Consider the following 26,549-nt stretch of genomic DNA (forward strand, 5'->3'; position numbering starts at 1 on the left):
TGTGCGGACGGCAACCGGATCATCCCCGCAGGACCTCCCAGGCCCAGCGGATACGGATAAAGGTCTCGGCATTACCACCCCGATCCGGATGGTGCTGCAATGCCAGCTCCCGCCAGCGGCGGCGGATCGCCTCCTGACTCGCCCCCTCATTCAACCCCAACAGGGCCAGCGCCTCGGCTTTGTGCCCCTCACCGTCATAAGCGCGCCAGAAGCGGTTGAGCAGGGCTTCAACTTCGGCACGGTCGGTCTGCCAGAACACCTGCCAGTCGAGATAGTAGCTACGCAGATTTTCGCCAAGGGCAAAGCCGTGGTTGGCCTCCTGATTCCCGGCCAGCGGTTCGAGCCGGATATCCAGGGTGCTGATTACCAGCCACCATCCCTCTTGCCAGATCTCGGCCTGCAACTGGTAGAGGGCGTTCATGATCAGGAAGTTGACCCGAAACAGCTGTAGTTGCTCATCGTCAGCCAGTACCGGAATTGCCCCCTGCTGGCGCAGGGAGGCCATTAGCTCGTGCACCTTGTAGCTGCCCGCCGCCTGTTGCAATAGCACCAGCAGAGGGGCGATCAGCGGATTATTGTTGGCTTCGCTCATTCGGCGCCCTGTTCTCTGGGCGGTTGCAGGGCGATCAGCAGCTCACCCGCCTGCGGGGTGACGGGGCCGGTAACGATCTGGGGCTTGCCCTTGCCATCCATGATGAACAGCGGGATGGCGCCGGGATTGGCGGTCTGATACTGGGCCCAGTCGAACGCCTCGCTCAGGCGGGTCGCCTTGATCTGGCCACCCCGGCTCAGCAGGCCGCTCAGCCTGGCATAGTTGATATCGGGCCCAAACAGGTTCTGGCGAGCGCGGAAGGTGGCGCTCTCCCGGTTCGCCTTGCCGTGCTGCTCGCTGGAGCGCAGGGAGTAGACCTGCTCCTCGCCATAGAGGTGGGCGAAGTGCAGCACCCCGAGGGCGTTGTTGTGGCGGTTGGGGGAGAGGGCCAGCACGGTACTGATGCTGGTGAGCGGCAGGTGCAGCTCGGCATGTTCCGACTGGGGGTTGCCGAAGTAGCAGGGGAGGTTGCTCATCCGCGCCTGTTTGCAGAACTCCCAGGCGGGATCGCAGAGCTGTACCGGCACCCCCTGATCCGCCAGCGCCTTGCCGATGGCCCTAGCCACCGAGTTGGCCCCTATGATGAGCCAGGTATTGGGGGCGCTCTGGCGCATCTTGAGCAGGCTGGCCAGCGGCGCCGAGGTGAGGCTCTGCAGCACCACGGTGGAGATGATCACCGCAAATACCAGCGGCACCAGCTTGTCGGCATCGGGGATCTCGGCCTGATGCAGGCTGATAGCGAACGAGGCGCTGACCGCCGCCGCGACTATGCCACGTGGGGCGATCCAGCTCAGCAGGGCGCGAGCCCGCCAGGAGAGATCCGAGCCCCAGGTCGAGACCAGAATACAGAGCGGACGCGCCACGAATTGCACCACGCAGAGCAGCGCCAGCACCATGGGGCCGAGTTGCCAGAGCTGGGCCAGATCGAGGCGCGCCGCCAGCAGGATAAACAGGCTGGATATAAGGATGACCGCGAGATCCTCCTTGAACGCCAGCACCTCCTCCAGATCCAGCCCCTCCTGATTGGCGAGCCAGATGCCGAACACGGTCACTGCCAGCAGGCCCGATTCGTGGCTCAGCCAGTTGGAGAGGCTGAAGGTGACCAGCACTAGCGCCAGCACCCCGAACTTGTGCAGGCTGACCGGTAGCCAGTCCTTGCGAATGAGCAGGGTGGTGAGCCAGCCTGCCGCCACCCCGATCAGGGAACCGACCCCCACCGTTTTGGCCAGTGCCAGCAGGGTATGGCTGATGAGATCCCCCTGACTGCCGAGGCGCACCGCCTCGAACACCAGCACCGCAAACAGGGCGCCGATGGGGTCGATGACGATCCCCTCCCAGCGCAGGATGCGGTCCACCTCCCGGGTGGGGCGGATCACGTTGAGCATGGGTGCGATCACCGTCGGGCCCGTTACCACCAGCACAGCGCCGAGCATGGTGGCGACCCGCCAGTCCAGCCCCAGCAGGAAGTAACCGGCGCTGCCGATGACGGCGAAACTGACCAGCATGCCGGTGGAGCAGAGATTGCGCACCACCTTGCCGATCCCCTTGAGCTCGGCCAGATGGAGGGTCAGTGCCCCCTCGAACAGGATGATGGCCACCGACAGGGAGACCAGCGGAAACAGCAGATCCCCGAGCAGGGCATCGGGGTCGAGCAGGCCGCTGACCGGGCCCAGGGTCAGGCCGGTGAGCAGCAGAAACAGGATGGCGGGCACCCGCAGCGACCAGGCAAGCCATTGGGCCAGCACGGAGACCAGGGCGATCCCGGCCAGAGAGAGGGCAATCATGCAGACCTCGATTCAGGCAGTGAGTATGGAGCTAGTGTAGTGGCTAAGTTGGTCAGATTGACACCCGAAGGAGCGTGCGTCATGGCCGGTATGGGGAGATGTGCGACAGTCGGCGTCATGGTGGCTGGCGGTGGTATAAAGGGCGCCAGCCAGACGCCAACCGTGGTGACGGGGTGGCCTTGGGGCCGGATTAGATGGGGCTCTCCTTGTGGAGCTCGCCGACACAGTCGGCCAGCGCCAGTACCAGTGCGGAGCGCACCATCTGATCGAGCCGGTTGAGCTGCATCTGGTAGAACGCCCAATCCTCTTCGCTGGCGGGGGGCTCCAGCTTCATCATGCCGCCCTGATTGACCCCGTGCAGGCGGTCGAGCAGATCGCGGATCGGCTTGTCGCTGAAGCGGTAATCCTTGGGGTCGCGCACCAGAAAGTCGCGGATCTTGAGATAGGCTTCCAGATCCTGATAGCGCTCGAGGGAGATGAGGCCGAGGGCGAAGATGAGCTTGAGGCGCACCTCCAGCTGGCCGAGGGGGCCGCTCTGGTTGAGCAGGGGTTCGATGGCGTATTTGACGGCATACTCCTCCTGACGGAACGCGCGTCGCATCAGGGAGTCGACCGCCTCTTCCAGGATGGTCACGGCTTCGAGAAAGAAGCCGCGGGGGCCATCCTGCTCGTTCAGTCGTTCCAGTACTTCATCTTCCTGGTGTGTGGTCATAGGTGCATTGGGTCCAGCTGACAGGGAGAGAGTCAGCCTCTCTCCCGGTTTTTATCATATGGGGCACATTCCCTTGCCATTCAAGCGCTTGGCGCGCTCTCAGTGGTGGCTGAATGCGCCGCAAGCAGGGTCATTACAGGGTTTCGTAACGGGCGACGATGGCGCGAACCACTTCGCTCTCTGCATCCAGTCCGGTGACGCGGGCCAGCGCTTTGGCCGGGCCCAGCTCCGCCAGCAGGGCTTGCAGCTCCACCGCCTGCGGGTCATCGGCATTGCGATAGTGGAGCGCCGCGGCGATCCCCTCCTGCAACTGATCGCTCGGCAGGCCGTACTCCAGGGTGCCCAGCAGCGGCTTCACCAGTCGATCTCCCGCCGCCAGCTTGCGCAGCGGCTGACGACCGACCCGGTCAATCTCGTCCACCAGATAGGGGTTGGCGAAGCGGGCCAGGATCTTCTCGATGTAGGCGGCGTGCAGGCGCGGGTCGAAGCCGTAGCGTTTCACCAGTACGGCACCGCTCTCTTCCATGGCGCGGCGTACCTTGCTGCGGATCACCGGATCTTCGATCGCCTCGCGCACGGTGCGGTAGCCCCGCAATTTGCCGAGGTAGGCGGTGACGATGTGGCCGGTGTTGAGGGTGAACAGCTTGCGCTCGACGAAGGCCATCAGGTTGTCGGTGGGCTCCATGCCCGCCACCTGTGGCAGCTCCCCCTTGAACTGGGTCTGGTCGACGATCCACTCGCTGAAGCTCTCGACCGTCACTTCCAGCGGGTCATCGTTGGCTGCCGCAGCGGGCGGCACGATGCGATCCACCGCCGAGTCGACGAAGCCGATGCAGGATTCGAGCGTGGCATGATACGCGACCGGCAGGTACTTGAGTACCTCCTGCTTGAGGTGGCTGGTGCCGCGCACCATGTTTTCGCAGGCGATGACGTTGAGGGGGGTCAGGTTGCCGGCATCGAAGCGGGCCTGCAGCCCCTTGGCCAAGGTGCTGGCAATCTTGTCGAGAATGTTGGGGCCGACCGCAGTAGTGACCAGATCGGCGGTGATGATACGGGCGATCACCTCGTGACCGGCGGAGCTCACCGCCGCCACGTTGCGTACCACGTCCAGCTTCTGATCCGCACCTACCACATGGACCTTGTACTCCTGACGGTGGTTGAGCTGATCGATCAGGGTGTCGTTGACGTCGGCGAAGGTGACCTGATGGCTGGCATCCGCCAGCACTTTACCGATAAAGCCGCGACCGATGTTACCAGCACCAAAATGCAATGTTTTCATGATATTAACCTCTTGAACCAAAGACGATGAAAGATGATTACGCAGCCTGTTCAGCACCCAGCAGATCCAGGAAGGCCTGGGGATCCGTGGTGCTGGCCAGCCGGTCGATGAGACCGGGTTCATCCAGTGCATTGGTCAGGCGGGTTATTACCTGCATGTGTTCGTCGTTGCGAGCGGCGATACCGATCACCAGCCGCGCTACCTCATCGGCAGCCTCACCAAAGGCGACCCCGGCCGGGTACTGGCAGATGACGATGCCGGTACGCTTCACAAACTCCTTGGCGGCGATGGTGCCGTGGGGCACGGCGATGGATTCGCCGAGGTAGGTGGAGACCAGCTGTTCGCGCTCCAGCATGGCGTTGACGTAGTCGGGCGCCACATAGCCGCGCTCTGCCAGCAGTCGGCCTGCGGTCAGGATGGCGGCCTCCTTGCTGTCCGCTTTCAGTCCCAGATGCACGTCATGACGGCTCAGGGTAAAGACTTCTGCAGCTTGCGGCTCGTAGCTGTCGTCGTTGGCGGCCACCAGCAGTTGCGGGTTGGCGACGTCATCGTTGGCGGCGCGGCTCAGGCTCTGTACCAGCTCCTGATAGAGGCCGTTGTCGAGGAAGTTGGTGAGCGAGATATGGTGAGCGTTCGGCGCATGGCGACGGGCCCGCTCGGTCAGATCCTTGTGGGTGATGACCCAGTCCACCTGATCGTCGAGCTGATCGATGGCGCGGTTGGTGACGTTGATATCGAGCCCGGCGGCCTGCACCCGCTTGCGCAGCATGCCAGCGCCCATGGCGCTGGAACCCATGCCCGCATCGCAGGCGACCACGATATTGCGCACTGCCATCAGCTCGCCGCCCGGCTTCTTGGCCGCTGCGGTCTCGGGCTTGGCACCCTTCATGGCTTTCATCTTGCGAGTGGCTTCACCGAGGGCATCGGCCTCGTCAGCTTCCGGCTGCTGGGCGCGGACGAACACGGCGGCGACCAGGAAAGAGACCAGAGTAGCGCTGATGATGGAGAGGGCGACCCCGATCAGGGAGGCTTTCGGCGTCATCAACAACACGGCGAAGATGGAACCCGGCGACGCGGGGGAGACCAGACCGGCATTGAACAGGGTCAGGGTAAAGACACCGGTCATGCCACCGGCGATCACCGCCAGAATGAGGCGCGGGTTCATCAGCACATATGGGAAGTAGATCTCGTGGATGCCGCCGAAGAAGTGAATGATGGAGGCGCCAGCCGCGGACTGCTTGGCCGCACCACGACCGAACACCATGTAGGCCAGCAGCACGCCCATGCCCGGGCCCGGGTTCGCTTCAATCAGGAAGAAGATAGAGCTGCCGTGCTCGGTGGCCTGCTGGATCCCCAGCGGCGAGAAGATGCCGTGGTTGATGGCGTTGTTGAGGAACAGGATCTTGGCCGGTTCGACGAAGATGGAGGTGAGCGGCAGCATGTGGTTATCCACCAGGAAGCCGACGCCACCGGCCAGCAGGCCGGAGAGCACCTTGACGAAGGGGCCAATGACGAAGAAGGCGAGGATGGCCAGCAGCATGCCGATAAGGCCGGCGGAGAAGTTGTTGACCAGCATCTCGAAGCCGCTCTTGACGCGACCGTCCATCGCCTTGTCGAAGCGCTTGATGGCCCAGCCACCGAGCGGGCCGACCATCATGGCGCCCATAAACATCGGGATATCGGTTCCCACGATGACACCCATGGTGGTGATGGCACCAACCACGCCGCCGCGCTCACCGCCCATCAGCTTGCCGCCGGTATAGCCAATCAGCAGCGGCAGCAGGTAGGTGATCATGGGGCCGACCAGCTTGGCCAAGGTTTCATTGGGCAGCCAGCCGGTGGGGATGAAGAGGGCGGTGATAAAGCCCCAGGCGATAAAGGCGCCTATGTTGGGCATGACCATATTGGACAGGAAGCGTCCAAAATTCTGTATCTTGACTTTGGTATCCGGTGATAACATGTCGGGACCCCGTTTTAAGCCTGTTTGATTAAAAGTGGTAGTCGGGATGGCCGGTTTTGCCGAACCGCCATCTCGGTCGTCTAAGCAACTTCAATCTACCAGCTTGCGATCAAATTAGGCTGAAAACGGGGTGTCTTGTGATCCAGCTCTCAGATACCCAGCGATACCCCCTCCCAAACCAGTGATCCTGATCACGTTCGAGAGCTGTAATTCGGCTACATTTCGATCTTTTCTGTTTTGAATGACCATTTTTTGTGATTTAGATCACCACTTCAGCTTTGCCGCTCCTTCGTGCAAAGGTGATTTGCATCACAAATTCAGTTTTTGTATTCGAATGGGACAAATCACTCAATTACTCATCAGTGGGTAGTGGCGATGGATCTATCTAAATCTCTCTCTAATAACCAATGAATCAATAGATTTGTAACCCGCTTTCAGTTTTTGCAGGCAGTGATGAGGGCTCTTTTGTGGGAAATGGTCGGCAGATTGCAGGAGGTCGTGCTGGAGGTTATGGTGCGGTTGACGCAGGGGGATCTTGCTTGCCGCACAGGGCTGACAGCAGATAAAAACAAACCGCCAGCAGGCGGTTTGTCGGTTTTTACGAGCTATCCCATGTCGGGGGCTGCGGTTTAGTAGAAACCGGCATCCTCGGGGGAGGGGCGGGTCTTGAAGCGGCGATGGAGCCACATGTACTGCTCTGGCGCCTTGCGCACAGCGGCTTCAATCTCGCGGTTGGCGCGGGTGGCATCGACCATGTCATCCCCGCTCGGGTAGTCGGCGAGCGGCGCCCCGATATGCAGGGTGTAACCCTCGCTGGTGCGGATGTTGTAGCAGGGCAGGGTGACGGTGTTCTTCACCCGCGCCAGGGTGGCTGTGCCGGTGATGGTGGCCGCCTGCTCTACTGCGAAGTAGGGCACGAACACGCTGGCGTGGCTGCCGTAGTCGTGATCCGGTGCATACCAGAGGGCGTCGCCGTTGCGCAGCGCCTTGATCATCCCCTTCACATCCATCCGGTCTACCAGATATTTGTTGGAGGCACAGCGCCCGTGATACTGGGCATACTCCAGCACCGGATTGGTGTTGGGGCGATAGACCCCCACGCCGGGGCGCACCAGCCCGAAACAGCGGGCGTTGAGTTCCAGCGTCAGGAAGTGGCAGGAGAGCAGCAGCATGCCCTGTCCCTTCTCCATGGCGGCGATGACGTGCTCTTCCCCTTCCACCTTCATCAGGTTGCGCATCCGCCAGTCTGGCCAGAACCAGGCGATCCCCACCTCGAACACGGCGCAGCCCACGCTCTCGAAGTTTGCTTTTAGCAGTTTCTCCCGCTCATCCCGGGTCAGCTCGGGCATCGCCAGCTCCAGATTGCGACGGGCAATCTTGACCCGGGACTTCAAAATCCTGGCGGCGAGGCGACCGAGCTGACGGCCCAGCCACATCTGGCTGCGCCACGGCAGCAGGGTCAGCAGCCAGAGCAGGCCGAGGCCGAACCAGCTGGCCCAGTAACGGGGATGAAACAGGCGGGGCTCCAGGCGGGGAGCGTTGTCATGGGCCATGGCTAATCTCTTGTTCGCAAACACAATCGGGGGATTCTAGCCGAAAAGGGGGGGCGGGGGCGAATGGCTGTGTGCTGGTCAGAGGGGTAGCCTGCGTCCGGTTAGCGTGACAGCGGCGGCAACTGCGGTCGGCTTTTTCTACACCGGATAAAAGAGTGTGATAAAATCGCCCGCTGATTTTTCAGGTTTTGAGAGTCGATACAGATGAAGATCACCCTGCCCGATTTTGAAAAAGCCCGCGTTCTGGTCGTTGGCGATGTCATGTTGGACCGTTACTGGCATGGCCCTACCGGTCGGATCTCCCCCGAGGCGCCGGTGCCCGTGGTCAAGGTTGAACACATTGAGGAGCGTCCCGGTGGCGCGGCCAACGTGGCCCTCAACTCCGCTGCCCTTGGCGCCCACGCCGTGCTGCTTGGCCTGACCGGTCAGGACGAGGCTGCCGATGCCTTGGCTGGCCAAATGGCTGGCGTCAAGGTGGCCTGTGATTTCGTTCGTCTGGCCGACTTCCCGACTATCACCAAGCTGCGGGTGCTGTCCCGCAACCAGCAGCTGCTGCGTCTGGACTTTGAAGAGCCCTTCCACTCCGTCGATGCCACCCTGCTGATGAGCAAGGTCGAGCAGGCGCTGCCAAACAGCGACGTGATGATCCTCTCCGACTACGGCAAGGGTGCTCTCAACGACGTGCCCGGCATGATCCTGCGCGCCCGAGCCGCCGGTATTCCGGTGCTGGTCGACCCCAAGGGGACCGACTTCGAGAAGTATCGCGGCGCTACCTTGCTGACCCCCAACATGTCCGAGTTCGAGGCTGTGGTAGGCAAGGTGAAGAGCGAAGAGGAGCTGGTCGCCAAGGGGTTGGATCTGGTCAAGCGTTTCGAGCTGGATGCCCTGCTGGTCACCCGTTCCGAGAACGGCATGACCCTGATCCGCGAAGGTCAGCCAGAGCTGCATCTGCCAGCTCAGGCCCACGAGGTTTATGATGTGACCGGTGCCGGTGATACCGTCATCTCGACCCTCGCCACCTCGCTGGCGGCAGGCAAGAGCCTGGACGAAGCCTGTGCGCTGGCCAATACCGCAGCCGGTATCGTGGTCGGCAAGCTGGGTACCTCTACCGTCAGTCCGGTCGAGCTGGCCAACGCCCTCTACACCGAGCAGGAGACCGGCTTCGGCGTCATGTCCGAAGCCCAACTGAAAGTGGCGGTTCGTGCCGCCCGTCTGCGCGGCGAGAAGGTGGTGATGACCAACGGTTGCTTCGACATCCTGCACGCCGGCCATGTCTCCTATCTGGCCAACGCCGGCAAGCTGGGGGATCGCCTGATCGTGGCGGTCAACACCGACGAGTCGGTTCGTCGCCTGAAAGGGCCGGGTCGTCCGGTCAACCCGACTGAGCGCCGCATGGCCGTACTGGCTGCGCTGGGCGCGGTGGACTGGGTGGTGCCCTTCTCCGAGGATACCCCGCAGCGCCTGATCGCCGAGATCCTGCCGGATCTGCTGGTCAAGGGCGGTGACTACAAGCCGGAAGATATCGCCGGTTACGCCGAGGTGACCGCCAATGGTGGCGAGGTGCGCGTTCTCAACTTCGAGGATGGCTGCTCCACCACCGACATCATCAAGACGATCCGCGAGCGCGGCTAACGTTCTGCTAGCCCCGCAATCTGGCGGGGCTCACTATCGGCGGTAGCAAACCGGCAGAAATACGGATAACAAAAAGGCGACCTTGCGGTCGCCTTTTTCATGTCCGATAGCGGCTATCAGCCTTTGGCTTTTGCCGTGGCAGGCATCAGACCCTGGTTCACTTCCACCAGATCCTGCGCTTCCAGAATACCGGCAGCCTGTTTCAGGCTCAGGATATTGAGAATGTAGTTGTAACGGGCTTCGGAGAGCTTCTGCTTGGCCTCGTACAGCTTGCGAGTAGAGTCCAGCACGTCGACGATGGTACGGGTACCCACTTCGTAACCGGCTTCGGTTGCCTTCAGGGCGCTGTCGGCGGAGACCACAGACTGGCTGTAGGCACGTACCGAGCCGATGCTGGCGTTCACGTTGTTGTAGGAGGAGCGCACTGTGCTCTGCACCGAGCGGAAGTTCTTCTCCAGCAGTTCACTGGCCGCAACGTAGTTGTATTGAGCCTGTTTTACCTTGGAGCTGGTGGCGCCACCACTGTAGATGGGCAGTTTGAAGGTCAGACCGATATTGGCCTGATTGTCATTGCCGCCGCTCTGAATACTATCCAGCTTGTAATCGGTATTGCTGGTTTGCAGTCCGGCCCCCAGATCCAGAGTCGGCTCATGGCCGGTTTTGGCCAGATCGATCTGCTCCTTGGCAATGTCCTTGCTGATGCGGGCACTGTGCAGTTGCAGGTTCTTGTCCAGCGCCAGCTCCAGCCACTTGTCGGAGCCGAAGGCGGTCTTCTGCGGGCTGAAACGATCGGTGTTCAGCACGTCCAGATTGCGGTGATCGATACCGGTCAGCTCGCGCAGGGTCTCGTAGCTGTTGTCCAGCGAGTTTTCGGCATTGATCTCGTCAGCCAGCGCCTGGTCGCGGGAGGCTTCAGCTTCATGGACGTCGGTGATGGCGGTCAGGCCCACTTCGAAACGCTGCTGGGTTTGCTCCAGCTGACGCTCTACCGCAACCTTGTTGGCACGGACGAACTCCAGGGTATCCATCGCCTTGAGCACATCAAAGTAGGCTTTGGCGGTGCGCACCATCAGGTTCTGGATTTCGAGGTTGTAGGCGACATCAGACTGGGTGGCCTGCTTCTCGCTGATATCCAGATTGACCCAGTTACTGCGACGATAGAGGGATTGCGACAGCGTCACCTCACCCTTGGCGTTGGTATTGCTCTGGGTGTCGTTCTTGTTTTGCAGATAATTGAGCCCGGCACCCAGATCGATCTGGGGCAGCAGAGGGGCTCGGGATTCGTTGATCTTCTCGAAGGCTTGGTCGCGAACGGCTTTGGACTGCAGCAACTGCGGGTCTTTCAGCTGGGCTTGTTGATAGATATCGAGCAGGTTTTCGGCGTGGGCACCGGCACTGACGCCCAGCAACACCATGACTGACAAAAGTGTTCTTTTCATAGATCGTTTTAACCTTATGTAGTAACCCAAACTGGTTGCTGGAGAGGCAAATATTGTCACCGACCAAGCTTGATTGCAGCTTAATCACTCTACTATAAGCAAAATTTAATGCTAAGAGTCTCAGGTCCGGTGACGGGAACGTCAAGAACCGGACGCAGTTTTCTCCCCGCGCGCCTAGCCAAATGGTCTGTGGCTGCTAAAATCCACCCCTCATTACCATGGCACGCCGAGTGAATGAACGTTCATTCATGTTCCTCGGATTTTATGGTCAAACTGATACAAGTCAAGCTGACGGGAGCCCCGGATGTCGCAGCAACCCTTGCCGCAAGATCGGCATTACGCCGCCGATGATGTGAAAATCATTGAAAAATCAGCTGGATATAACGGCTTCTTCAAGGTGAATGTCTATCGTCTGCAGCATCGGTTATTTGCGGGCGGCTGGAACCAGCCCATCGTGCGCGAGCTGTTCGAGCGGGGCCATGCTGCCGCGCTGCTGCCCTATGATCCAGTACGCGACCAGATCGTGCTGGTGGAGCAGTTCCGTATCGGCGCCATGGAGACCAGCCCGACCCCCTGGCTGCTGGAGCTGGTGGCCGGCATCATCGACGAAGGGGAGACCGCCGAGGCGGTGGTGCGCCGCGAAGCGGTGGAAGAGGCCGGGATCGAGGTGGCCCGCTGCGAGCATGCCATCAGCTATCTGGTGAGCCCGGGCGGCAGCACCGAGCGGATCGAGGTCTTTGTGGGCGAGGTGGATGCCAGCAAGGCCGAGGGACTGCACGGTCTGGCTGATGAGGGCGAAGATATCCGGGTGCACGTGGTGAGCCGCGAACAGGCCTATGCCTGGCTCAAAGAGGGACGTATCGACAATGCGGCCTCGGTCATTGCCCTGCAGTGGTTGGCCCTCAACCATGGCGAGCTGCGCGCCCGCTGGCTGGCGGATCGCTGAGGTGGCGCTGACCCTGCAACAGAGCAGGCGCTATGTGCCTGATCTGATGTCCTTGCAGCGTACCTGCGAGGTCAATTACATGGCGTTGATGAAACTGCTGCCGCCTGATGGGGAAGTCGGCGCCGAGCGCCGCTATCGGGTCGGCAACGATCTGCAGTTCCAGCTCACCATCATTGGCGAGAGTCGCTTCACCAATCAGGTGATCCTGAGCCAGCACAACCCCGAATTGCCCGAATATTTACAAGCTCAGATAGAGATTCGTTTGTATCATGATGTGCGGATGGCGGAAGTGTGTGCAGCGCAACAGATTTCCCGTTTGCAACCACGTTATGATTATCCCAATAAAAAGATGCACCAGCGGGACGAAAAGGAGCAGGTAAATCTGTTTCTGGCCGAATGGCTAAAATTTTGTCTCAGACATGGTACCAGCCCGATCAATATCTCCAGTTGAACAAATAAAAAGAAGCGTGATTTTGGAAACAGAGCTCCCCCAGGCGCAGGACGGCAGTGTGCGCCTGTTGCAAATTACCGACACCCACCTCTTCGCGAGTGCCGAAGGGCGGCTGTTGGCTGTGCGCACCGCAGAGAGTCTGGCCGCCGTGCTGGAACAGGTGCAGGCCAATGAACACCCCTACGAGGTGATTCTGGCGACCGGCGATCTGTCGCAGGATCACAGCCCGGAATCCTATCAGCGCTTCGCCTCCATGATGGCGCCCCTGGGCCGCCCCATCTACTGGCTGCCGGGTAATCACGATGACAGCCCGCTGATGACCGAATATCTCCATGCCGCCGGGATCAGTGAATCCAAACAGCTGGTGGGCGACCACTGGCAGGTGATCCTGCTCGACACCCAGGTGCGCGGCAAACCCCACGGCATGATTGGCGATCACCAGCTGGCCGCCCTCGACCGTGCCCTGCGTCAATATCCTGATCGCCACGCTCTTATCACCCTGCACCATCAGGCAGTGCCGGTGGGCTGTGCCTGGCTGGATCAACACAATCTCAAGAATGCCGATGACCTGTTCGCCGTACTGGCCCGTCATCCGCAGCAGAAGACCATCCTGTTTGGCCACGTCCATCAGGAGTTTGACGAGGTGCACCGCGGGGTGCGGCTGATTGCCAGCCCATCGACCTGCATCCAGTTCAAACCTCTCTCTGATGGCTTTGCGCTGGATGAATCCGGCCCGGGCTGGCGCTATCTCACCCTCTATCCGGATGGGCGGGTGGCCAGCGAGGTGTGGCGCCTGCCGGTGGGACAGTTTGTGCCCGACCCCAACGCCACCGGTTATTGAGGAGAGCATTGCATGAAGTCGGTTCTCCTTTATCTGCACGGTTTCAACTCCTCACCGGGCTCCGCCAAGGCGCAGCAGATGGCTGCCTGGGTGGCCGCCAACCGGCCCGACATCGAGGTGATCATTCCGGCCCAGCCCAATACGCCAGCGACGGCCTGGGCGGCTATCGAGCAGACCATTGCTGATCTGCAGCGTCGTTATGGTAGTGACTACAAGCTCGGCGCCGTGGGTAGCTCCCTCGGCGGCTTTATGGCGACCCGGGTCAGCGAGCAGTACGGCTGCCGCGCGGCGCTGATCAATCCGGCGGTGTGCCCGCACGAGCTGCTTTGCGACTACCTTGGCCCCCAGACCAATCCCTATACGGGTGAGCAGTACGAACTGCTGCCTCAACATATGGACGAGCTGCGGGCACTGGCGGTACCGGTGACGGCGCCGGAGCGACTCTGGGTGCTGCAACAGCAGGGGGATGAGGTGCTCGACTACCGTAAGGCGCTGGACGAATACCGCTTTGCCCGCCTCTCGCTGGAGTGCGGCGGCGACCACGCCTTCGTGGCGTTCGAGCGCTACCCCGCCCAGATCATCCGTTTCCTCGGGCTTTAATCATGCAACCGCCGTTGGCCGCCTTTCTGGAACAGGTACTGGTCACGGCGCAAGCGGGCCTCACCTACTCCAAAGACCCCTTCGATATCGGCCGTTTCGAGGCGCTGCGAGCGGCCACCGTGGCCCTTATCGCCAGCCAGGGCGAGCTGGCGCCGGAAGCCATCAGCGACTGGATTGCCCTCGACAGTGGTTATCCCACCCCCAAGCTCGATGTGCGGGCCTTCATTCAGAACGATGCGGGCCATATCCTGCTGGTACAGGAGCGCAGCGACGACTGCTGGACTCTGCCCGGTGGCTGGTGCGATATCGGTGACTCGCCGGCGGATGCCGTGGTGCGTGAAGTGGTGGAGGAGACCGGCCTTGAGTGCCGTGCGGTGCAACTGCTGGCCCTGTTCGACAAGCTAAAACATCCTCATCCGCCCCAGCTGCCTCACGCCCACAAGGCTTTCTTTCTGTGCGAGGTGGCCGGCGGCCAGCTGCTGGGCGAAACCGATGAAACCAAAGGGGCGGGTTACTTCCCCATCGACGACTTGCCCCCGCTCTCCCGCCATCGGGTGGTGGCCTCCCAGTTGCGCACCCTCCATGAGCACTTGCAGCAGGGGCGGCGCGATACCCTGTTTGATTGACATCTGAGGAAGTGAACCCGTCTGCAAGGAGGCTGGATGATCAAGCGCATCGGCAATACCCCGATTCAAGAGAAACACAAGGCCAGCTGCCACTGCGGCGCCGTGGTGCTGGAGCTGACCCTGCCGGATGGGGTGGTTGATCCGCGCCGCTGTGACTGCTCGTTATGCCGACGTCGGGGCGCTATCGTCGCCTCGGTGCCGCTGTCCGGCATCCGCATTCTGCAAGGGGAGGAGGTGCTGCGCTGCTACCAGTTCAATACCCGCACCGCCAAACACTACTTCTGCAGTATCTGCGGCATCTATACCCACCATCAGCGCCGCTCCAACCCGGCCGAGTATGGCTACAACCTCGCTTGTCTCGAAGGGGTCAACCCGTTCGAGCTGGGGGCGGTGCCGACGCGCGATGGCGTGCATCATCCAGCGGATCGACAGGTCTGAACAAAAGGGGCTCATATGTACCTGTTGCACCCTGCGGGGCAGTGTTAATCTTTAGCGGCCTGTTTACTTTGCCTCGCCCGGGGCAGGGAATGGCCGAACTCTTCTGAACTTCACTGCCAACAGGGAGCACGTTTGTGACAACTCCTTCTGCGCTGCCGGATCTGGTACTGGGCGCCTCTCTCTACTTTCCGCCGCTGTTCAAGGCGGTGCTGCTCGGCCTGCTCTGCTGGCTGCCGGTGCACCATCTGCTGCGTGACTGGCTCTATGGCGGGGATGTCTGGCACCCCTTGCTGATGGATCTCTCCCTCTTTATCCTCGCCGTCAGCGGCGCTCTATGGATGCTGTTACATGGCTAAATCACCTCTCGCGACCCTCAAATACTTCTCCACCCTGCTGGTCTGCGCGCTGGCGCTGGCGGCGGGCTGGTGGCTGTGGAACTACTACATGCAGGGGCCCTGGACCCGGGATGGCAAGGTGCGCGCCGAGCTGGTCAGCATTACCCCCGAGGTGTCGGGCAAGATCATCAAGATAGCGGTGAAGGACAACCAGCTGGTGAAGGCGGGGGAGGAGATCTTTACGCTCGACCCCGAGCCCTACCGGATCGCCCTCGATAATGCCCGGGCGGCGCTGGCCAAGGCGAAATCGGATCTCGACAAGGCCGAGCATGAGGCGAATCGCCGCAGCGGCCTGTCGCGTAGCGTCATCTCCGCCGAGACGATGGACGAAGCGCGCCTCAATGCCCAGGCGATGCAGGCGGCCTATCAGGTGGCACAGGCCAATCTGGAGAAGGCGGAGTGGTCGCTGGCCAAGACCCGGGTGCATGCCGCGAGCGATGGCTACATCACCAACCTGCAGACCCGGGTCGGCAACTATGCCAGCGCCGGCGTGCCGCTGGTGGCGCTGGTGGATACTCACTCCTTCTATGTGCAGGGTTACTTTGAAGAGACCAAGCTCGGCCACATAGCACCGGGCAAACCGGCTGAAGTGGTGCTCTACAGCGGTGAACAGCGGTTGCGCGGCGAGGTGGAGAGCATAGGGCGCGCCATCCACGATCAGAGCGTCGATGGCGGCAACGGCCTGCTGATCGACGTCAAACCCAACGTGCCCTGGGTGCGGCTGGCCCAGCGGGTGCCGGTGCGGATCAGGCTGCTGGATGTGCCGGCGGACGTGACGCTGATCGCCGGCACCACCTGCACCATCACCATTGGCGAGTAGGGTGAGCGAGTCATTCTGGCTGCGTACCCCCTGGGGGAAGGCGACAGGGGGGCAGTGGCGCTATGCCCTGCGCAATGCGCTGGCCATGTGCCTGTCGCTCTGGCTGGCCTTCGTGCTGCAGCTCGACTCCCCCTACTGGGCGATGAGCTCGGCCGCGGTGGTGAGTTTTCCCACTGTGGGCGGGGTGATCAGCAAGAGTCTGGGGCGGGTGGTTGGCAGCCTGATGGGGGCGATGGCGGCGGTGATGATCACCGGTCTTGGCATCAGCGATCCCTGGCTGTTCAGCTTTCTCATCGCCCTCTGGCTGGGCTTGTGCACCTACATCTCCAACCACTATCAGAACAACGTCTCCTACGCCTTCGCCCTCGGCGGTTACACTGCCGCCATCATCGCCTTCTCCTGCGTCAATGTGGCGGATCCCCACCATATCTTCGATATTGCCCAGGCGCGGGTGAGCGAGGTGATCATCGGCATCCTCTGCGGCGGTCTGATGATGATGATCCTGCCCAGCACCTCCGACAGCGAAACCCTGCTGGAATCCCTGCGCAAGAGCCAAGCCCGCCTGCTGGAGCATGCCCAGCTGCTCTGGCTGGGGGAGATGACGCACGAGGTACGCAGCTCCCACGAGGGGTTGATCGGCCAGATCCTCACCATGAACGTACTACGCATTCAGGCGGTCTGGAGCCATCACCGGCTGCGGCGCCAGAACCGGCTGCTCAACTTCCTGCTCCATCGCCAGCTGCGCCTGATCAGCCTTATCTCCAGCCAGCGCCGCATGCTGCACAACTGGCCGGAACAACCGGAGGGTATTCAGGCGCTGCTCGCCACCCTGCTGGCCGAGCTTGGCAAGCCGGGGTGCGACAAGTATCGGGTCGCGAGGTTACTGGCTCCCCTGATGCCGACCAGCGAGCATGATTATCGACTGCGCACCTTTTTGCTGCGGCTGCGCCACTTCTGCTGGAGCTATCTGGAGTGTCAGCGCTGGCTTGACCGGTTGACCCGCTACGACGATCAGGAGTGGCCGGCGCCGCCCCGCCACACCTCCCTCACCAGCCATACCGACACGCTGGAGGCCGCCTATAACGGCGGGCGCACCTTCCTCTGCGTGCTGCTCGGCTGCACCTTCTGGATCAACAGTCAATGGGATGCGGGCAGCTCGGCGCTCACCATGCTCTCCATCTGCTGCGTGCTCTACTCGGCGACCCCGGCCCCGGCTCAGGGGGCCAACACCATGCTCAGGGCGATCCTGCTGCTCAGCCTCATCTGCTTTGCGGTCAAGTTTGGCCTGATGATCCGCATCGACGATTTCTGGATCTTCTGCCTCTTGCTCTTTCCGGCGCTGCTCACCATGCAGCTCTGCAAACTGCAGCAGGTGCGGCAGGCGGGCCTCTGGGGTCAGATGATCGTGCTGCTCGGCTCCTTTCTCGCCATCACCAATCCACCCAGCTACGACTATCAGCAGTTTATCAACAGCAGCCTCGCCCAGATGCTGGGGGTGATGAGTGCCGCGCTGGCGTTTCAGCTGCTGCGACCCAGCTCGGATCGGCGCAAGAGCCGCCGGATTATCCGCTCCCTGCGCCGCCACTTCATGGATCAGCTGGAGCCGGCCCCGCGCCAGAGCGAGAGCCAGTTCGAGTCGCTGATCTACCACTGCATCAGCCAGCTCGGTCAGAGTCAGGATCAGACCGCCCGTCTCTGGGTGCTGCGCTGGGGCGTGGTGCTGCTCAACTGCAGCCATATCGTCTGGCAACTGCGCCAGTGGCGCGGTGACGAACATCCTCTCTATCTGGTGCGTGACAACTGTATCCGCAGCCTGAAGGGGATCCTCACCGAGCAGGGGGTGCAGCACGCCTCCCTCGACCGCACGCTGGCCGAGCTGCAACGGATCAGTCTGGGGCTGGCCAACCATGGCGATGGCACGGCGCGAGAGCTGGCAGGTATGGTGTGGCGGCTGCAAAGTTCGCTCTCCCAACTGCAACAGGCGCTGCCGGGCCCCGCCGAAGGGAGTTGAAACTGGCTTGGGAGGGGCACAATCCCCTCCGGATCACCCTTTCCCGCAGCCAAGTTTGTCCAATACCCTCCCAACGAGTAAGATTCTCCCCAAACGTCAATTCGCAAGGCCCTCCATGTCTACTCAATACAATGCGGATGCCATTGAGGTCCTCAATGGCCTTGAGCCGGTGCGTCGCCGCCCCGGCATGTATACCGACACCACCCGGCCCAACCACCTCGGCCAGGAGGTCATCGACAACAGCGTCGATGAAGCGCTGGCAGGTCACGCCCGCAATCTGGAGGTGATCCTGCATGAAGACCAGTCCCTCGAGGTGATCGACGACGGCCGCGGCATGCCGGTCGATATCCACCCGGAAGAGGGTGTCAGCGGGGTGGAGCTGATCCTCTGCAAGCTGCACGCGGGCGGCAAGTTCTCCAACAAGAACTACCAGTTCTCCGGCGGTCTGCACGGGGTGGGTATTTCGGTGGTGAACGCCCTCTCCGATCGGGTCGAGGTGACGGTACGTCGCGACGGTCAGGTCTACGACATTGCCTTCGAGCGTGGCGAGAAGGTGCAGGAGCTGACCATCACCGGCACCTGCGGCCGTCGCAACACCGGTACCCGGGTGCGCTTCTGGCCGCAGGCGAGCTACTTCGATTCGCCCAAGTTCTCGGTCACCAAGCTGGAGCACCTGCTCAAAGCCAAGGCCGTGCTCTGCCCCGGCCTCACCATCAAGTTCCTCGACAAGAACACCGGCATCAAGCTGGAGTGGTGCTACGAAGATGGCCTCAAGGATTATCTGGTCGACGCGGTCAAGCAGTTCACCTGCCTGCCGGAGCAGCCCTTTATCGGCTCGTTCAGCTCCGAACAGTCGGCGGTGGACTGGGCCCTCTGCTGGCTGCCGGAAGGGGGAGAATGCCTCGCCGAATCCTATGTGAACCTGATACCCACTGCGCAGGGCGGTACTCACGTCAACGGTCTGCGTCAGGGGCTGCTCGACGCCATGCGCGAGTTCTGCGAGTTCCGCAACCTGTTGCCGCGGGGGGTCAAGCTGACCCCGGAAGATATCTGGGATCGCTGCGCCTACATCCTCTCCATCAAGATGCAGGATCCGCAGTTCGCCGGTCAGACCAAGGAGCGGCTCTCCTCCCGTCAGAGCTCGGCGTTTGTCTCCGGCGTGGTGAAGGATGCCTTCAGCCTCTACCTGAACAGCAACACCGAGCTGGCAGAGCAGATCGCCGAGATCTGTATCAGCAGCGCCCAGCGCCGGATGCGCGCCGCCAAGACGGTGGTGCGCAAGAAGATTACCCAAGGCCCGGCGCTGCCCGGCAAGCTGACTGACTGTAACTGCGCCGACCCCATGCAGGGCGAGCTGTTCCTGGTGGAGGGTGACTCCGCGGGCGGCAGTGCCAAGCAGGCGCGGGATCGCGAGTTTCAGGCCATCATGCCGCTGCGCGGCAAGATCCTGAACACCTGGGAGGTGGAGGCCGGTCAGGTGCTCGCCTCGCAAGAAGTTCACGATATCTCGGTCGCCATCGGTCTTGACCCCGACTCCAACGACCTCAGTGGCCTGCGCTACGGCAAGGTGTGCATCCTCGCGGATGCGGACTCGGACGGTCTGCACATCGCCACCCTGCTCTGCGCTCTGTTTGTGAAGCACTTCCGCACGCTGGTGGAGAAGGGCCACGTCTATGTTGCCATGCCGCCCCTCTACCGGATCGATATCGGTAAAGAGGTCTACTACGCCCTCGACGAGGACGAGAAGAACGGCGTGTTGCAGCGGGTCGAGGCCGAGAAGAAGAAAGGCAAGGTGATGGTGACCCGATTCAAGGGGCTGGGTGAGATGAACCCGAAGCAGCTGCGGGAAACCACCATGGATCCCAACACTCGCCGTCTGGTGCAGCTCACCATGGAGCCGGCAGGAGAGAGCGAAGGGGATGCGGCTGATGAGACCCTGCAGCTGATGGACATGCTGCTGGCCAAGAAGCGGGCGAGCGATCGCCGCGAATGGCTGGAAGAGAAGGGCAACCTCGCCATCATCTAAGCCGTCGGTCACCTGCCGACCCGCATTTCAGGCGTGCCCTCCAGGGGCGCGCCATAGCAAGAGAAAAACATATGAGTGATGCTATCGAGCTCAGTCTGGACGGGGTAGAGCGCCAGCCAATGCGCACCTTTACCGAACAGGCTTACTTGAACTACTCCATGTACGTCATCATGGATCGGGCCTTGCCGCATATCGGCGACGGCCTCAAACCGGTGCAGCGGCGCATCATCTACGCCATGAGCGAGCTGGGGTTGTCGGCGCTCTCCAAGCACAAGAAGTCCGCCCGTACCGTGGGTGACGTGCTGGGTAAGTACCACCCCCACGGCGACAGCGCCTGTTATGAAGCCATGGTGCTGATGGCCCAGCCCTTCTCCTACCGCTACCCGCTGGTGGACGGTCAGGGCAACTGGGGGGCGCCGGACGATCCCAAATCCTTCGCCGCCATGCGTTATACCGAGGCGCGCCTGTCGCGCTTCTCCGAGCTGCTGCTCTCCGAGCTGGGGCAAGGCACGGTGGAGTGGACGCCGAACTTCGACGGCACCATGAAGGAGCCGGTGGTGCTGCCTGCCCGTCTGCCGCACATCCTGCTCAACGGGGTGACCGGTATCGCGGTGGGGATGGCGACCGATATCCCGCCCCACAACGCGCGGGAAGTGGCCTACGCCTGTGCCGAGCTGCTCGACAACCCCAATGCGGGGCTGGATGCATTGATGCAGCACATTCAGGGGCCGGATTACCCGACCAACGCCGAGATCATCACTCCGCGCGACGATATCCGCAAAATCTACGAGACCGGCAAGGGCTCCATCAAGCAGCGGGCGGTCTGGAGCGAGGAGGATGGCGATATCGTCATTACCGCGCTGCCCCATCAGGCCTCCGGCGCCAAGATCATGGAGCAGATCGCCGCCCAGATGGTGGCGAAAAAGCTGCCGATGGTCACCGATCTGCGCGATGAATCTGACCACGAAAACCCGACCCGTCTGGTGATCGTGCCGCGCTCCAACCGGGTGGATGTAGAGGGGCTGATGGCCCACCTGTTCGCCACCACGGATCTGGAGAAGAACTACCGGGTCAACCTCAACATCCTCGGCCTCGACAACCGGCCGCAGGTGAAGTGCCTCAAGACCATCCTCAGCGAGTGGATCCAGTTCCGTCGCGAGACCGTGCGTCGCCGTCTGCAGTTCCGCCTCGACAAGGTGCTGGCTCGCCTGCACATCCTCGAAGGCTTGCTGATCGCCTACCTCAACATCGACGAGGTGATCGAGATCATCCGTACCGAGGATGAGCCGGGCAAGGTGATGGTGGAGCGCTTCAACATTACCGAGACCCAGGCCGAAGCGATTCTGGAGCTGAAACTGCGCCATCTGGCCAAGCTCGAAGAGTTCAAGCTGCGTGCCGAACAGAACGAACTGGCCGAAGAGCGCGACAAGCTGGAGCTGATCCTGGGCTCCGAGCGCCGTCTCAACACCCTGCTCAAGAAAGAGCTGCTGGCCGATGCCGAGAAGTACGGCGACGATCGTCGCACCCCGCTGGTGGAGCGTGCCACCGCCGTGGCGCTGACCGAGAAAGAGCTGGTGCCGAGCGAGCCGGTCACCGTCATCCTCTCCGACAAGGGGTGGGTGCGCGCCGCCAAGGGCCACGACGTGGATGTCGAGGGGCTCTCCTACAAGGCGGGGGACAACTACCTCACCCACGCCTTTGGTCGCAGCAACCAGCAGGCGGTGTTCCTGTCGAGCTTTGGCCGCACCTACTCGCTGGAGGCGCACACTCTGCCCTCCGCCCGCAGTCAGGGCGAGCCGCTTACCGGCCGCTTTGCGCTGGGTGCCGGTGAAGAGGTGCGTCATCTGGTGATGGGCAACGAAGGCGAGCCGTATCTGATCGCCAGCGACGCCGGTTACGGCTTTGTCTGCACCTATGACGATCTGATCGGCAAGAACAAGAACGGCAAGGCGCTGCTCACCGTGCCGGAAGGGGGTCAGGTGATGGCACCCCAGAAGATCGGCTCGCCAGAAACCGATCTCTGCATGGCCATCTCCAACGAAGGGCGCATGCTGCTGTTCCCGCTCAATACCTTGCCGGTGCTCGGCAAGGGCAAGGGCAACAAGCTGATCAGCATTCCGTCGGCTCGGGTGAAAGCACGGGAAGAGTTTGTGGTGATGGCCGCCGTCATCCCGCAGGGCCAGTCGGTCACCCTGTTTGCCGGCAAGCGCAAGCTCACTCTTAAGCCATCTGACCTTGACTACTACCGCGGCGAGCGCGGCCGCCGTGGCGCCAAGCTGCCCCGCGGTTTGCAGCGGGTAGACAGGATAGAAATAGAGAGCTTGCCTGTGGTAGATCTCGAAAATAAAATAGATACAGAATAAAAAATAGGAGGGCTTTGCCCTCCTTCATTTTTTGATAACAAGGGGGTTTAATGAAGGCAGTAGCATTTTTTACAAATAAGGGTGGTGTTGGTAAAACAACACTCACTTGTAATTTAGGCGCGTTCTTATCAAAAGAATTAGAAAAGAAAGTACTCATTGTGGATGTAGATCCTCAATCTAATGCAACTCAGTATGTTTTAAAAGAGAGTGAGTTAACTCGCCTCTATAATAAAAAACAATCTAGTACAGTATACGATATGGCAAAGCCATTATCACAAGGGAAAGGTTTTTCTGAGAGCATTGAGTTTATTCATTCTGAATCCTTTGGTGTAGATATTCTACTTGGTGACCCCCGGCTAGCCTTAATCGAAGATGTACTTGCATCAGATTGGACCACAGGTGGAGTTCGTGGATTAAGAACAACATATATTTTTAGGCAGTTTTTATCACATTGCGAAGATTATGATTATGTATTTTTTGATCTTGGTCCTTCATTAGGTTCGATCAATCGCTCTGTCTTGATTGCATCAGATTATTTTGTTTTACCTCTGTCGATGGATATATTCAGCATTAGAGCTACTGAAAATATATCAATTTGGATTAAGGATTGGGGACGAAAACTTTCTAAAACATTGGACTTTATTGATGACCCGGATGACCTTGAAGTAGATGATATTGATTTTAGGCTGAAGTTCTTGGGCTATACAAATCAGCAGTACACAGCTAAAAGAGATGCCCAAGGGGAAAAAAGAGCTGTTAAAGCATATGAAAAAATTATGTCTTCGATATCGTTGCATGTAGAAGAGAATTTGATAGGAAATAATTATAAAAAGGGGGTTGATTATAAGCTAGGTAGCATTCCTAATTTACATAGTTTGGTCCCAATGTCTCAAGTTAGTCATAAGCCTATTTTTTGTTTAGCTGCCGCAGATGGTATTGTTGGTGCCCATTTTGCTAAAGTAAACGAAGCCTATGAAATATTTAACAATATCGCTCATAACTTTGTCTCTAATTTGGAGGCAATGGGATGATCAACTGGCCAAAGGATGTTATTTCATCAATAGCTAGAAGGCGAGCTGTAATTTTTATCGGTGCAGGTGTGTCGATGGGTTCTATAGGTGAGAATGGCCAAAAGCCACCATCATGGACTCAGTTTCTGGAGAAGGGAATAGAAAGCATAAATCGCCAAGATGCCAAAGAAGCAAAGGATTTTTTAAAAAAAGGTGATTATTTAAGCTGCTGTCAAATATTGAAGGACAAACTAGGCCATGGTTGGGCAAATTATCTCGAAGAATCATTTCTCGTTCCTGCGTACCAGCCTAACGAACTACATAAAGCAATTTTTTCTCTCGACGCCTCTATTGTTATGACTCCTAATGTGGATAAAATATATGATCAGTTCATATATTCACAAATTGGCCATGCGCAAGGAAATCCCAATGTCGCAGTTCCAAATAATATAAAAATAAAGCGTTTCTTTGATGAAGATATTCCTCGTGTATTAAGAGGCAATGAAAAACAAAGGTTATTATTGAAAATCCATGGGTGTATAGATACACCTGATAAATTGATCTTTACTAGAGAGGATTATGCAGGGATTAGAAATAAACATGCTAATTTTTACAAGGCTATTGATTCATTGATTTTCACACATACATTTTTATTCATAGGTTGTGGAATGAATGATCCTGATTTGTCTTTAGTTTTGGAAAATTATTCTATGGCATTTGAAGCAGCACCACCTCATTATGTGGTTCTTTCAGAGAAGTTAAAATCAAACCATGAAGCATTACTTTCAAAAAACTACAATTTGAAGGTTATTAAATACTCTCCTAATAATGACCACCAAGAGTTGTTGGATTCAATTAAAGATTTGGCTGAAAAAGTAGATGCATATCGTGGTGATTTATCAACCTCAACGCTATGGTGATTGTGTTTATTTGCAGAGTCTAACGTCTGATTAGCCGGATCGTAGGCCCGTAGGTCTGATTAGCGAAGCGTAATCAGATGATCGCGAAAACGGGTTGCCACAATTTTGCCGGTGCGCCAGCTGATCTCTTCTCTATGTCCATAGACACCGAGATTGCGGTGCGGACGATTACGCTTCGCTAATCGACCCTACTCGATTCTGCTTGATTTAACGCTCTGCGGCTTGCCGGTGGCTTCTGTTGTGATGGCTTGTTCCCCCTCCTCACCGACCTTTCTCCCCCTATCTATGGCAAAGAGTGGGAGAAGGGAGCAGAGATCGCAGCCATTGATAGTGACCGTGGCATGGCGTGATAGCTAAGCGTGACAGCTTCGGCTACAGAGTGGCAGGTGCTGATCCCCTCTCCCCTCGGGAGAGGGTTAGGGTGAGGGGACGATGACGATAGGGGCAAACGCCACAACAGGCGCCAGGTTGCCAACCTGAAAAGAACCATCCAACCCGCCAAAAGAGAGGGCCCCGCCATCCATGATGGCGGGGCCCTTTGCATTAACAGCTGTGCCGCTGATTCAACCGTTCGCACTGGTAGGGGCCACTGAAATGGCTGGCCCGAGCCCGATCAGACGGGGATAGCTGTCGCCGCCGGTGGCGGGGTGATTTTCGAGGCGATCAGCTGGCGCAGGCGGGGCACCAGCAGGAGCAACACCAAGCCGCCCGCCAGCGAGCCCCAGCCGAGCATATTGAATACCGAGCTGTAACCCGGGTTGGTGGCCACCGGGGTGCTGCCGATATTTTGCGGCATGGCGCCGGAGACATAGCCCGCCAGCACCGAGGCAACGCCGGTCACCATCATCCAGCAGCCCATCATCAAGCCTTGCAGGCTGGCGGGGGCCAGCTTGCCAATCATGGCGTAGCCGATGGGGGAGATCAGCAGCTCGCCAAAACTCTGCAGCACATAGCTGATGGCGATCCACTTGAAGGCGACCAGCCCGTCGGCCCCCGCCAGATGGATGCCGATCGGCAGCACCAGCATGCCGAGCCCCATGCAGAACAGGGAGGCGGCAAACTGGGAGGGGATGTCGATATTCCACCCCTGTTCGCGCAGTCGCTTGAACAGCAGCGCCATCAGGGGGCCACCGATGACGATGACAATGGTGTTGATGTTCTGGATCCACTGGGGGGCGACCCGCAGCCCGAACACGTTGAGGTTGATGTTGTGCTCGGAGAAGAGCATCAGCCCCATGGGGGCCAGCTGGTAGAGCGACCAGAAGATGAGGGAGCCGAGGGCGAGGATCAGATAGGCCACCATGCGGCTGCGCTCGGCGGCGTCTGGGTGGCGGGCGGTCATCACGCAGAGCAGCACCAGCACCACGGCCCCCAGGATCAGCACGAAGCTGCCGCTGAAGCTGGCGTGGGTCAGTAGCAGACGCAGCGCCGGCACCAGCATGGCCAGAATGGCGATCCCGGCCAGCATGCGGCGGTAGAAGCCGCTCCCTTTGACGTGGCGCAGCGGGGTGCTGATATCCGCCAGAATCGGCCAGCAGGCGAAGGTGGCGATGATGGCGATGATGTTGCCCAGCGTGGCAAACAGGAACAGGGTGCGGTAATCCTCGGTGAGCTGGAAGTAGCCCGCCACCGTGAAGCCGATAAAGAAGCCCAGATTCATGCCGGCGTAGTTCCACAGGAAGGCGCTCTCGCGGCGGTGATCATCCGGGGCGAAGCGCTGGGTCAGCATCATGTTGAGGCAGGTGACGTTGAGGCCGCTGCCGGTGAGGAACATGGCGAGCCCCCAGTAGAGGCCGGTGATCCCCATCTCGGCGATGAAGTAGCAGCCGATCACCTGCAGCACCATCCCCATCACGAACAGGTTGCGGTTGCTGAGGTAGCGCCCGCCGAGATAGCCGCCAAACAGGTGCAGGCCATAGTTGAAGGCCCCGAAGACCCCCATCATGGCGTTGGCCTGGGATTCACTGAAGCCGAGCCGCTTGGTGGCGTAGAGCACCAGGGTGGAGTAGAGCACGGCAAACCCCAGGGTCGAGAAGGTCTGGATAAAGAACAGCGCCCCGGAGCCGGGGGGAATGGTGGGGTGTTGATTCGAAGCGCTCACGGTCTGTCTCCTGTGAGAAGAGAAAATCACAACTCATCCTGAGAGCGTAC

Annotated in this window: 22 protein-coding genes; 14 read left to right on the forward strand and 8 right to left on the reverse strand. The window is 59.8% G+C overall.

The features are described from left to right. Positions 1 to 19: 19 nt before the first annotated feature. The 6 genes from G5229_RS13780 to lpxL form a co-directional block, all read right to left on the reverse strand. A complete protein-coding gene (locus tag G5229_RS13780) occupies positions 20 to 592 on the reverse strand; it encodes a DNA-J related domain-containing protein (RefSeq protein ID WP_421209310.1) in 573 nt (190 codons plus the stop codon). Further along, a complete protein-coding gene (locus G5229_RS13785) occupies positions 589 to 2,376 on the reverse strand; it encodes a cation:proton antiporter (protein WP_421209311.1) in 1,788 nt (595 codons plus the stop codon). Before G5229_RS13785 ends, G5229_RS13780 begins: the two co-directional genes overlap by 4 nt. Before the next feature lie 190 nt (positions 2,377 to 2,566). Beyond that, a complete protein-coding gene (locus G5229_RS13790; protein ID WP_005354914.1) occupies positions 2,567 to 3,088 on the reverse strand; it encodes an MltR family transcriptional regulator in 522 nt (173 codons plus the stop codon). A gap of 133 nt (positions 3,089 to 3,221) precedes the next feature. Beyond that, positions 3,222 to 4,367, reverse strand: coding sequence for a mannitol-1-phosphate 5-dehydrogenase (locus tag G5229_RS13795; protein WP_216950116.1), 1,146 nt, complete (start codon positions 4,365 to 4,367; stop codon positions 3,222 to 3,224). A gap of 37 nt (positions 4,368 to 4,404) precedes the next feature. Further along, complete coding sequence (locus tag G5229_RS13800) at positions 4,405 to 6,327, reverse strand: PTS mannitol transporter subunit IICBA (RefSeq protein WP_421209313.1); 1,923 nt, start codon at positions 6,325 to 6,327, stop codon at positions 4,405 to 4,407. A 629-nt stretch (positions 6,328 to 6,956) separates the two neighbouring features. Then, positions 6,957 to 7,880: an LpxL/LpxP family Kdo(2)-lipid IV(A) lauroyl/palmitoleoyl acyltransferase gene (lpxL, locus tag G5229_RS13805; protein ID WP_421209315.1), complete on the reverse strand. Its 924-nt coding sequence runs from the start codon at positions 7,878 to 7,880 to the stop codon at positions 6,957 to 6,959. A gap of 204 nt (positions 7,881 to 8,084) precedes the next feature. On the opposite strand from lpxL, the gene hldE reads away from it, so the two are divergent. After that, positions 8,085 to 9,512 (forward strand): bifunctional D-glycero-beta-D-manno-heptose-7-phosphate kinase/D-glycero-beta-D-manno-heptose 1-phosphate adenylyltransferase HldE, encoded by a 1,428-nt coding sequence (hldE, locus tag G5229_RS13810; RefSeq protein WP_279500855.1) that lies wholly within the window; start codon positions 8,085 to 8,087, stop codon positions 9,510 to 9,512. A gap of 116 nt (positions 9,513 to 9,628) precedes the next feature. Here hldE and tolC read toward each other — a convergent pair whose 3' ends face one another. Further along, entirely contained in the window at positions 9,629 to 10,951 is a 1,323-nt protein-coding gene (gene tolC / locus G5229_RS13815; protein WP_266135321.1) for an outer membrane channel protein TolC, read from the reverse strand. Positions 10,952 to 11,255: 304 nt separating this feature from the next. Here tolC and nudF point away from each other — a divergent pair, with 304 nt between their 5' ends. From nudF to G5229_RS13880, 13 genes are all read left to right on the forward strand, one after another. Then, positions 11,256 to 11,897 (forward strand): ADP-ribose diphosphatase, encoded by a 642-nt coding sequence (gene nudF, locus G5229_RS13820; protein WP_005335901.1) that lies wholly within the window; start codon positions 11,256 to 11,258, stop codon positions 11,895 to 11,897. Next, on the forward strand, positions 11,860 to 12,348 hold the full coding sequence (locus G5229_RS13825) for a DUF1249 domain-containing protein (RefSeq protein WP_196783449.1): 489 nt from the start codon (positions 11,860 to 11,862) through the stop codon (positions 12,346 to 12,348). The genes nudF and G5229_RS13825 overlap by 38 nt, the downstream gene beginning before the upstream one ends. A 22-nt stretch (positions 12,349 to 12,370) precedes the next feature. Further along, positions 12,371 to 13,189 carry a 3',5'-cyclic-AMP phosphodiesterase gene (gene cpdA / locus G5229_RS13830; RefSeq protein WP_041202814.1) on the forward strand — a complete coding sequence of 273 codons (819 nt, stop codon included), beginning with the start codon at positions 12,371 to 12,373 and terminating at the stop codon, positions 13,187 to 13,189. Between the two features lie 12 nt (positions 13,190 to 13,201). Continuing rightward, entirely contained in the window at positions 13,202 to 13,789 is a 588-nt protein-coding gene (locus tag G5229_RS13835) for a YqiA/YcfP family alpha/beta fold hydrolase (RefSeq protein ID WP_421209317.1), read from the forward strand. A gap of 2 nt (positions 13,790 to 13,791) precedes the next feature. Then, positions 13,792 to 14,415 (forward strand): NUDIX hydrolase, encoded by a 624-nt coding sequence (locus G5229_RS13840; protein WP_421209318.1) that lies wholly within the window; start codon positions 13,792 to 13,794, stop codon positions 14,413 to 14,415. 36 nt (positions 14,416 to 14,451) lie between these two features. Further along, the gene (locus G5229_RS13845) at positions 14,452 to 14,853 is read left to right on the forward strand and encodes a GFA family protein (protein ID WP_421209320.1); all 402 of its coding nucleotides are present in this window, start codon (positions 14,452 to 14,454) and stop codon (positions 14,851 to 14,853) included. Between the two features lie 113 nt (positions 14,854 to 14,966). Beyond that, positions 14,967 to 15,209 (forward strand): DUF1656 domain-containing protein, encoded by a 243-nt coding sequence (locus tag G5229_RS13850; protein WP_033113020.1) that lies wholly within the window; start codon positions 14,967 to 14,969, stop codon positions 15,207 to 15,209. Then, positions 15,202 to 16,068, forward strand: coding sequence for an HlyD family secretion protein (locus G5229_RS13855; protein ID WP_215802040.1), 867 nt, complete (start codon positions 15,202 to 15,204; stop codon positions 16,066 to 16,068). The genes G5229_RS13850 and G5229_RS13855 overlap by 8 nt, the downstream gene beginning before the upstream one ends. 1 nt (position 16,069) lies before the next feature. Beyond that, positions 16,070 to 18,079, forward strand: coding sequence for an FUSC family protein (locus G5229_RS13860; RefSeq protein ID WP_421209323.1), 2,010 nt, complete (start codon positions 16,070 to 16,072; stop codon positions 18,077 to 18,079). 115 nt (positions 18,080 to 18,194) lie between these two features. Beyond that, on the forward strand, positions 18,195 to 20,105 hold the full coding sequence (gene parE / locus G5229_RS13865; protein ID WP_021231692.1) for a DNA topoisomerase IV subunit B: 1,911 nt from the start codon (positions 18,195 to 18,197) through the stop codon (positions 20,103 to 20,105). Between the two features lie 71 nt (positions 20,106 to 20,176). After that, positions 20,177 to 22,468, forward strand: coding sequence for a DNA topoisomerase IV subunit A (gene parC, locus G5229_RS13870; protein WP_421209325.1), 2,292 nt, complete (start codon positions 20,177 to 20,179; stop codon positions 22,466 to 22,468). 50 nt (positions 22,469 to 22,518) lie between these two features. Next, complete coding sequence (locus G5229_RS13875) at positions 22,519 to 23,499, forward strand: ParA family protein (protein WP_421209327.1); 981 nt, start codon at positions 22,519 to 22,521, stop codon at positions 23,497 to 23,499. Beyond that, positions 23,496 to 24,398, forward strand: a complete 903-nt coding sequence (locus G5229_RS13880) for an SIR2 family protein (protein WP_335827543.1) — start codon at positions 23,496 to 23,498, stop codon at positions 24,396 to 24,398. The genes G5229_RS13875 and G5229_RS13880 overlap by 4 nt, the downstream gene beginning before the upstream one ends. Positions 24,399 to 25,011: 613 nt before the next feature. Here the strand turns inward: G5229_RS13880 and G5229_RS13885 are convergent. Next, positions 25,012 to 26,499 (reverse strand): peptide MFS transporter, encoded by a 1,488-nt coding sequence (locus tag G5229_RS13885; RefSeq protein ID WP_421209329.1) that lies wholly within the window; start codon positions 26,497 to 26,499, stop codon positions 25,012 to 25,014. Positions 26,500 to 26,549 lie beyond the last annotated feature (50 nt).

It is taken from the genome of Aeromonas sp. 602396 (genome assembly GCF_049173735.1).
Lineage (GTDB): Bacteria > Pseudomonadota > Gammaproteobacteria > Enterobacterales > Aeromonadaceae > Aeromonas > Aeromonas veronii_A.

Excerpts from the sequence above, each read along its gene's own strand:
- tolC (WP_266135321.1), bottom strand. The coding sequence starts at position 10,951 with ATGAAAAGAACACTTTTGTCAGTCATGGTGTTGCTGGGCGTCAGTGCC.
- G5229_RS13875 (WP_421209327.1), top strand. The coding sequence starts at position 22,519 with ATGAAGGCAGTAGCATTTTTTACAAATAAGGGTGGTGTTGGTAAAACA.
- G5229_RS13845 (WP_421209320.1), top strand. The coding sequence starts at position 14,452 with ATGATCAAGCGCATCGGCAATACCCCGATTCAAGAGAAACACAAGGCC.
- G5229_RS13780 (WP_421209310.1), bottom strand. The coding sequence starts at position 592 with ATGAGCGAAGCCAACAATAATCCGCTGATCGCCCCTCTGCTGGTGCTA.
- parC (WP_421209325.1), top strand. The coding sequence starts at position 20,177 with ATGAGTGATGCTATCGAGCTCAGTCTGGACGGGGTAGAGCGCCAGCCA.
- G5229_RS13840 (WP_421209318.1), top strand. The coding sequence starts at position 13,792 with ATGCAACCGCCGTTGGCCGCCTTTCTGGAACAGGTACTGGTCACGGCG.
- lpxL (WP_421209315.1), bottom strand. The coding sequence starts at position 7,880 with ATGGCCCATGACAACGCTCCCCGCCTGGAGCCCCGCCTGTTTCATCCC.
- G5229_RS13800 (WP_421209313.1), bottom strand. The coding sequence starts at position 6,327 with ATGTTATCACCGGATACCAAAGTCAAGATACAGAATTTTGGACGCTTC.
- G5229_RS13790 (WP_005354914.1), bottom strand. The coding sequence starts at position 3,088 with ATGACCACACACCAGGAAGATGAAGTACTGGAACGACTGAACGAGCAG.
- parE (WP_021231692.1), top strand. The coding sequence starts at position 18,195 with ATGTCTACTCAATACAATGCGGATGCCATTGAGGTCCTCAATGGCCTT.
- G5229_RS13795 (WP_216950116.1), bottom strand. The coding sequence starts at position 4,367 with ATGAAAACATTGCATTTTGGTGCTGGTAACATCGGTCGCGGCTTTATC.
- G5229_RS13835 (WP_421209317.1), top strand. The coding sequence starts at position 13,202 with ATGAAGTCGGTTCTCCTTTATCTGCACGGTTTCAACTCCTCACCGGGC.
- G5229_RS13785 (WP_421209311.1), bottom strand. The coding sequence starts at position 2,376 with ATGATTGCCCTCTCTCTGGCCGGGATCGCCCTGGTCTCCGTGCTGGCC.
- G5229_RS13825 (WP_196783449.1), top strand. The coding sequence starts at position 11,860 with ATGGCGAGCTGCGCGCCCGCTGGCTGGCGGATCGCTGAGGTGGCGCTG.
- hldE (WP_279500855.1), top strand. The coding sequence starts at position 8,085 with ATGAAGATCACCCTGCCCGATTTTGAAAAAGCCCGCGTTCTGGTCGTT.
- G5229_RS13880 (WP_335827543.1), top strand. The coding sequence starts at position 23,496 with ATGATCAACTGGCCAAAGGATGTTATTTCATCAATAGCTAGAAGGCGA.
- nudF (WP_005335901.1), top strand. The coding sequence starts at position 11,256 with ATGTCGCAGCAACCCTTGCCGCAAGATCGGCATTACGCCGCCGATGAT.
- G5229_RS13855 (WP_215802040.1), top strand. The coding sequence starts at position 15,202 with ATGGCTAAATCACCTCTCGCGACCCTCAAATACTTCTCCACCCTGCTG.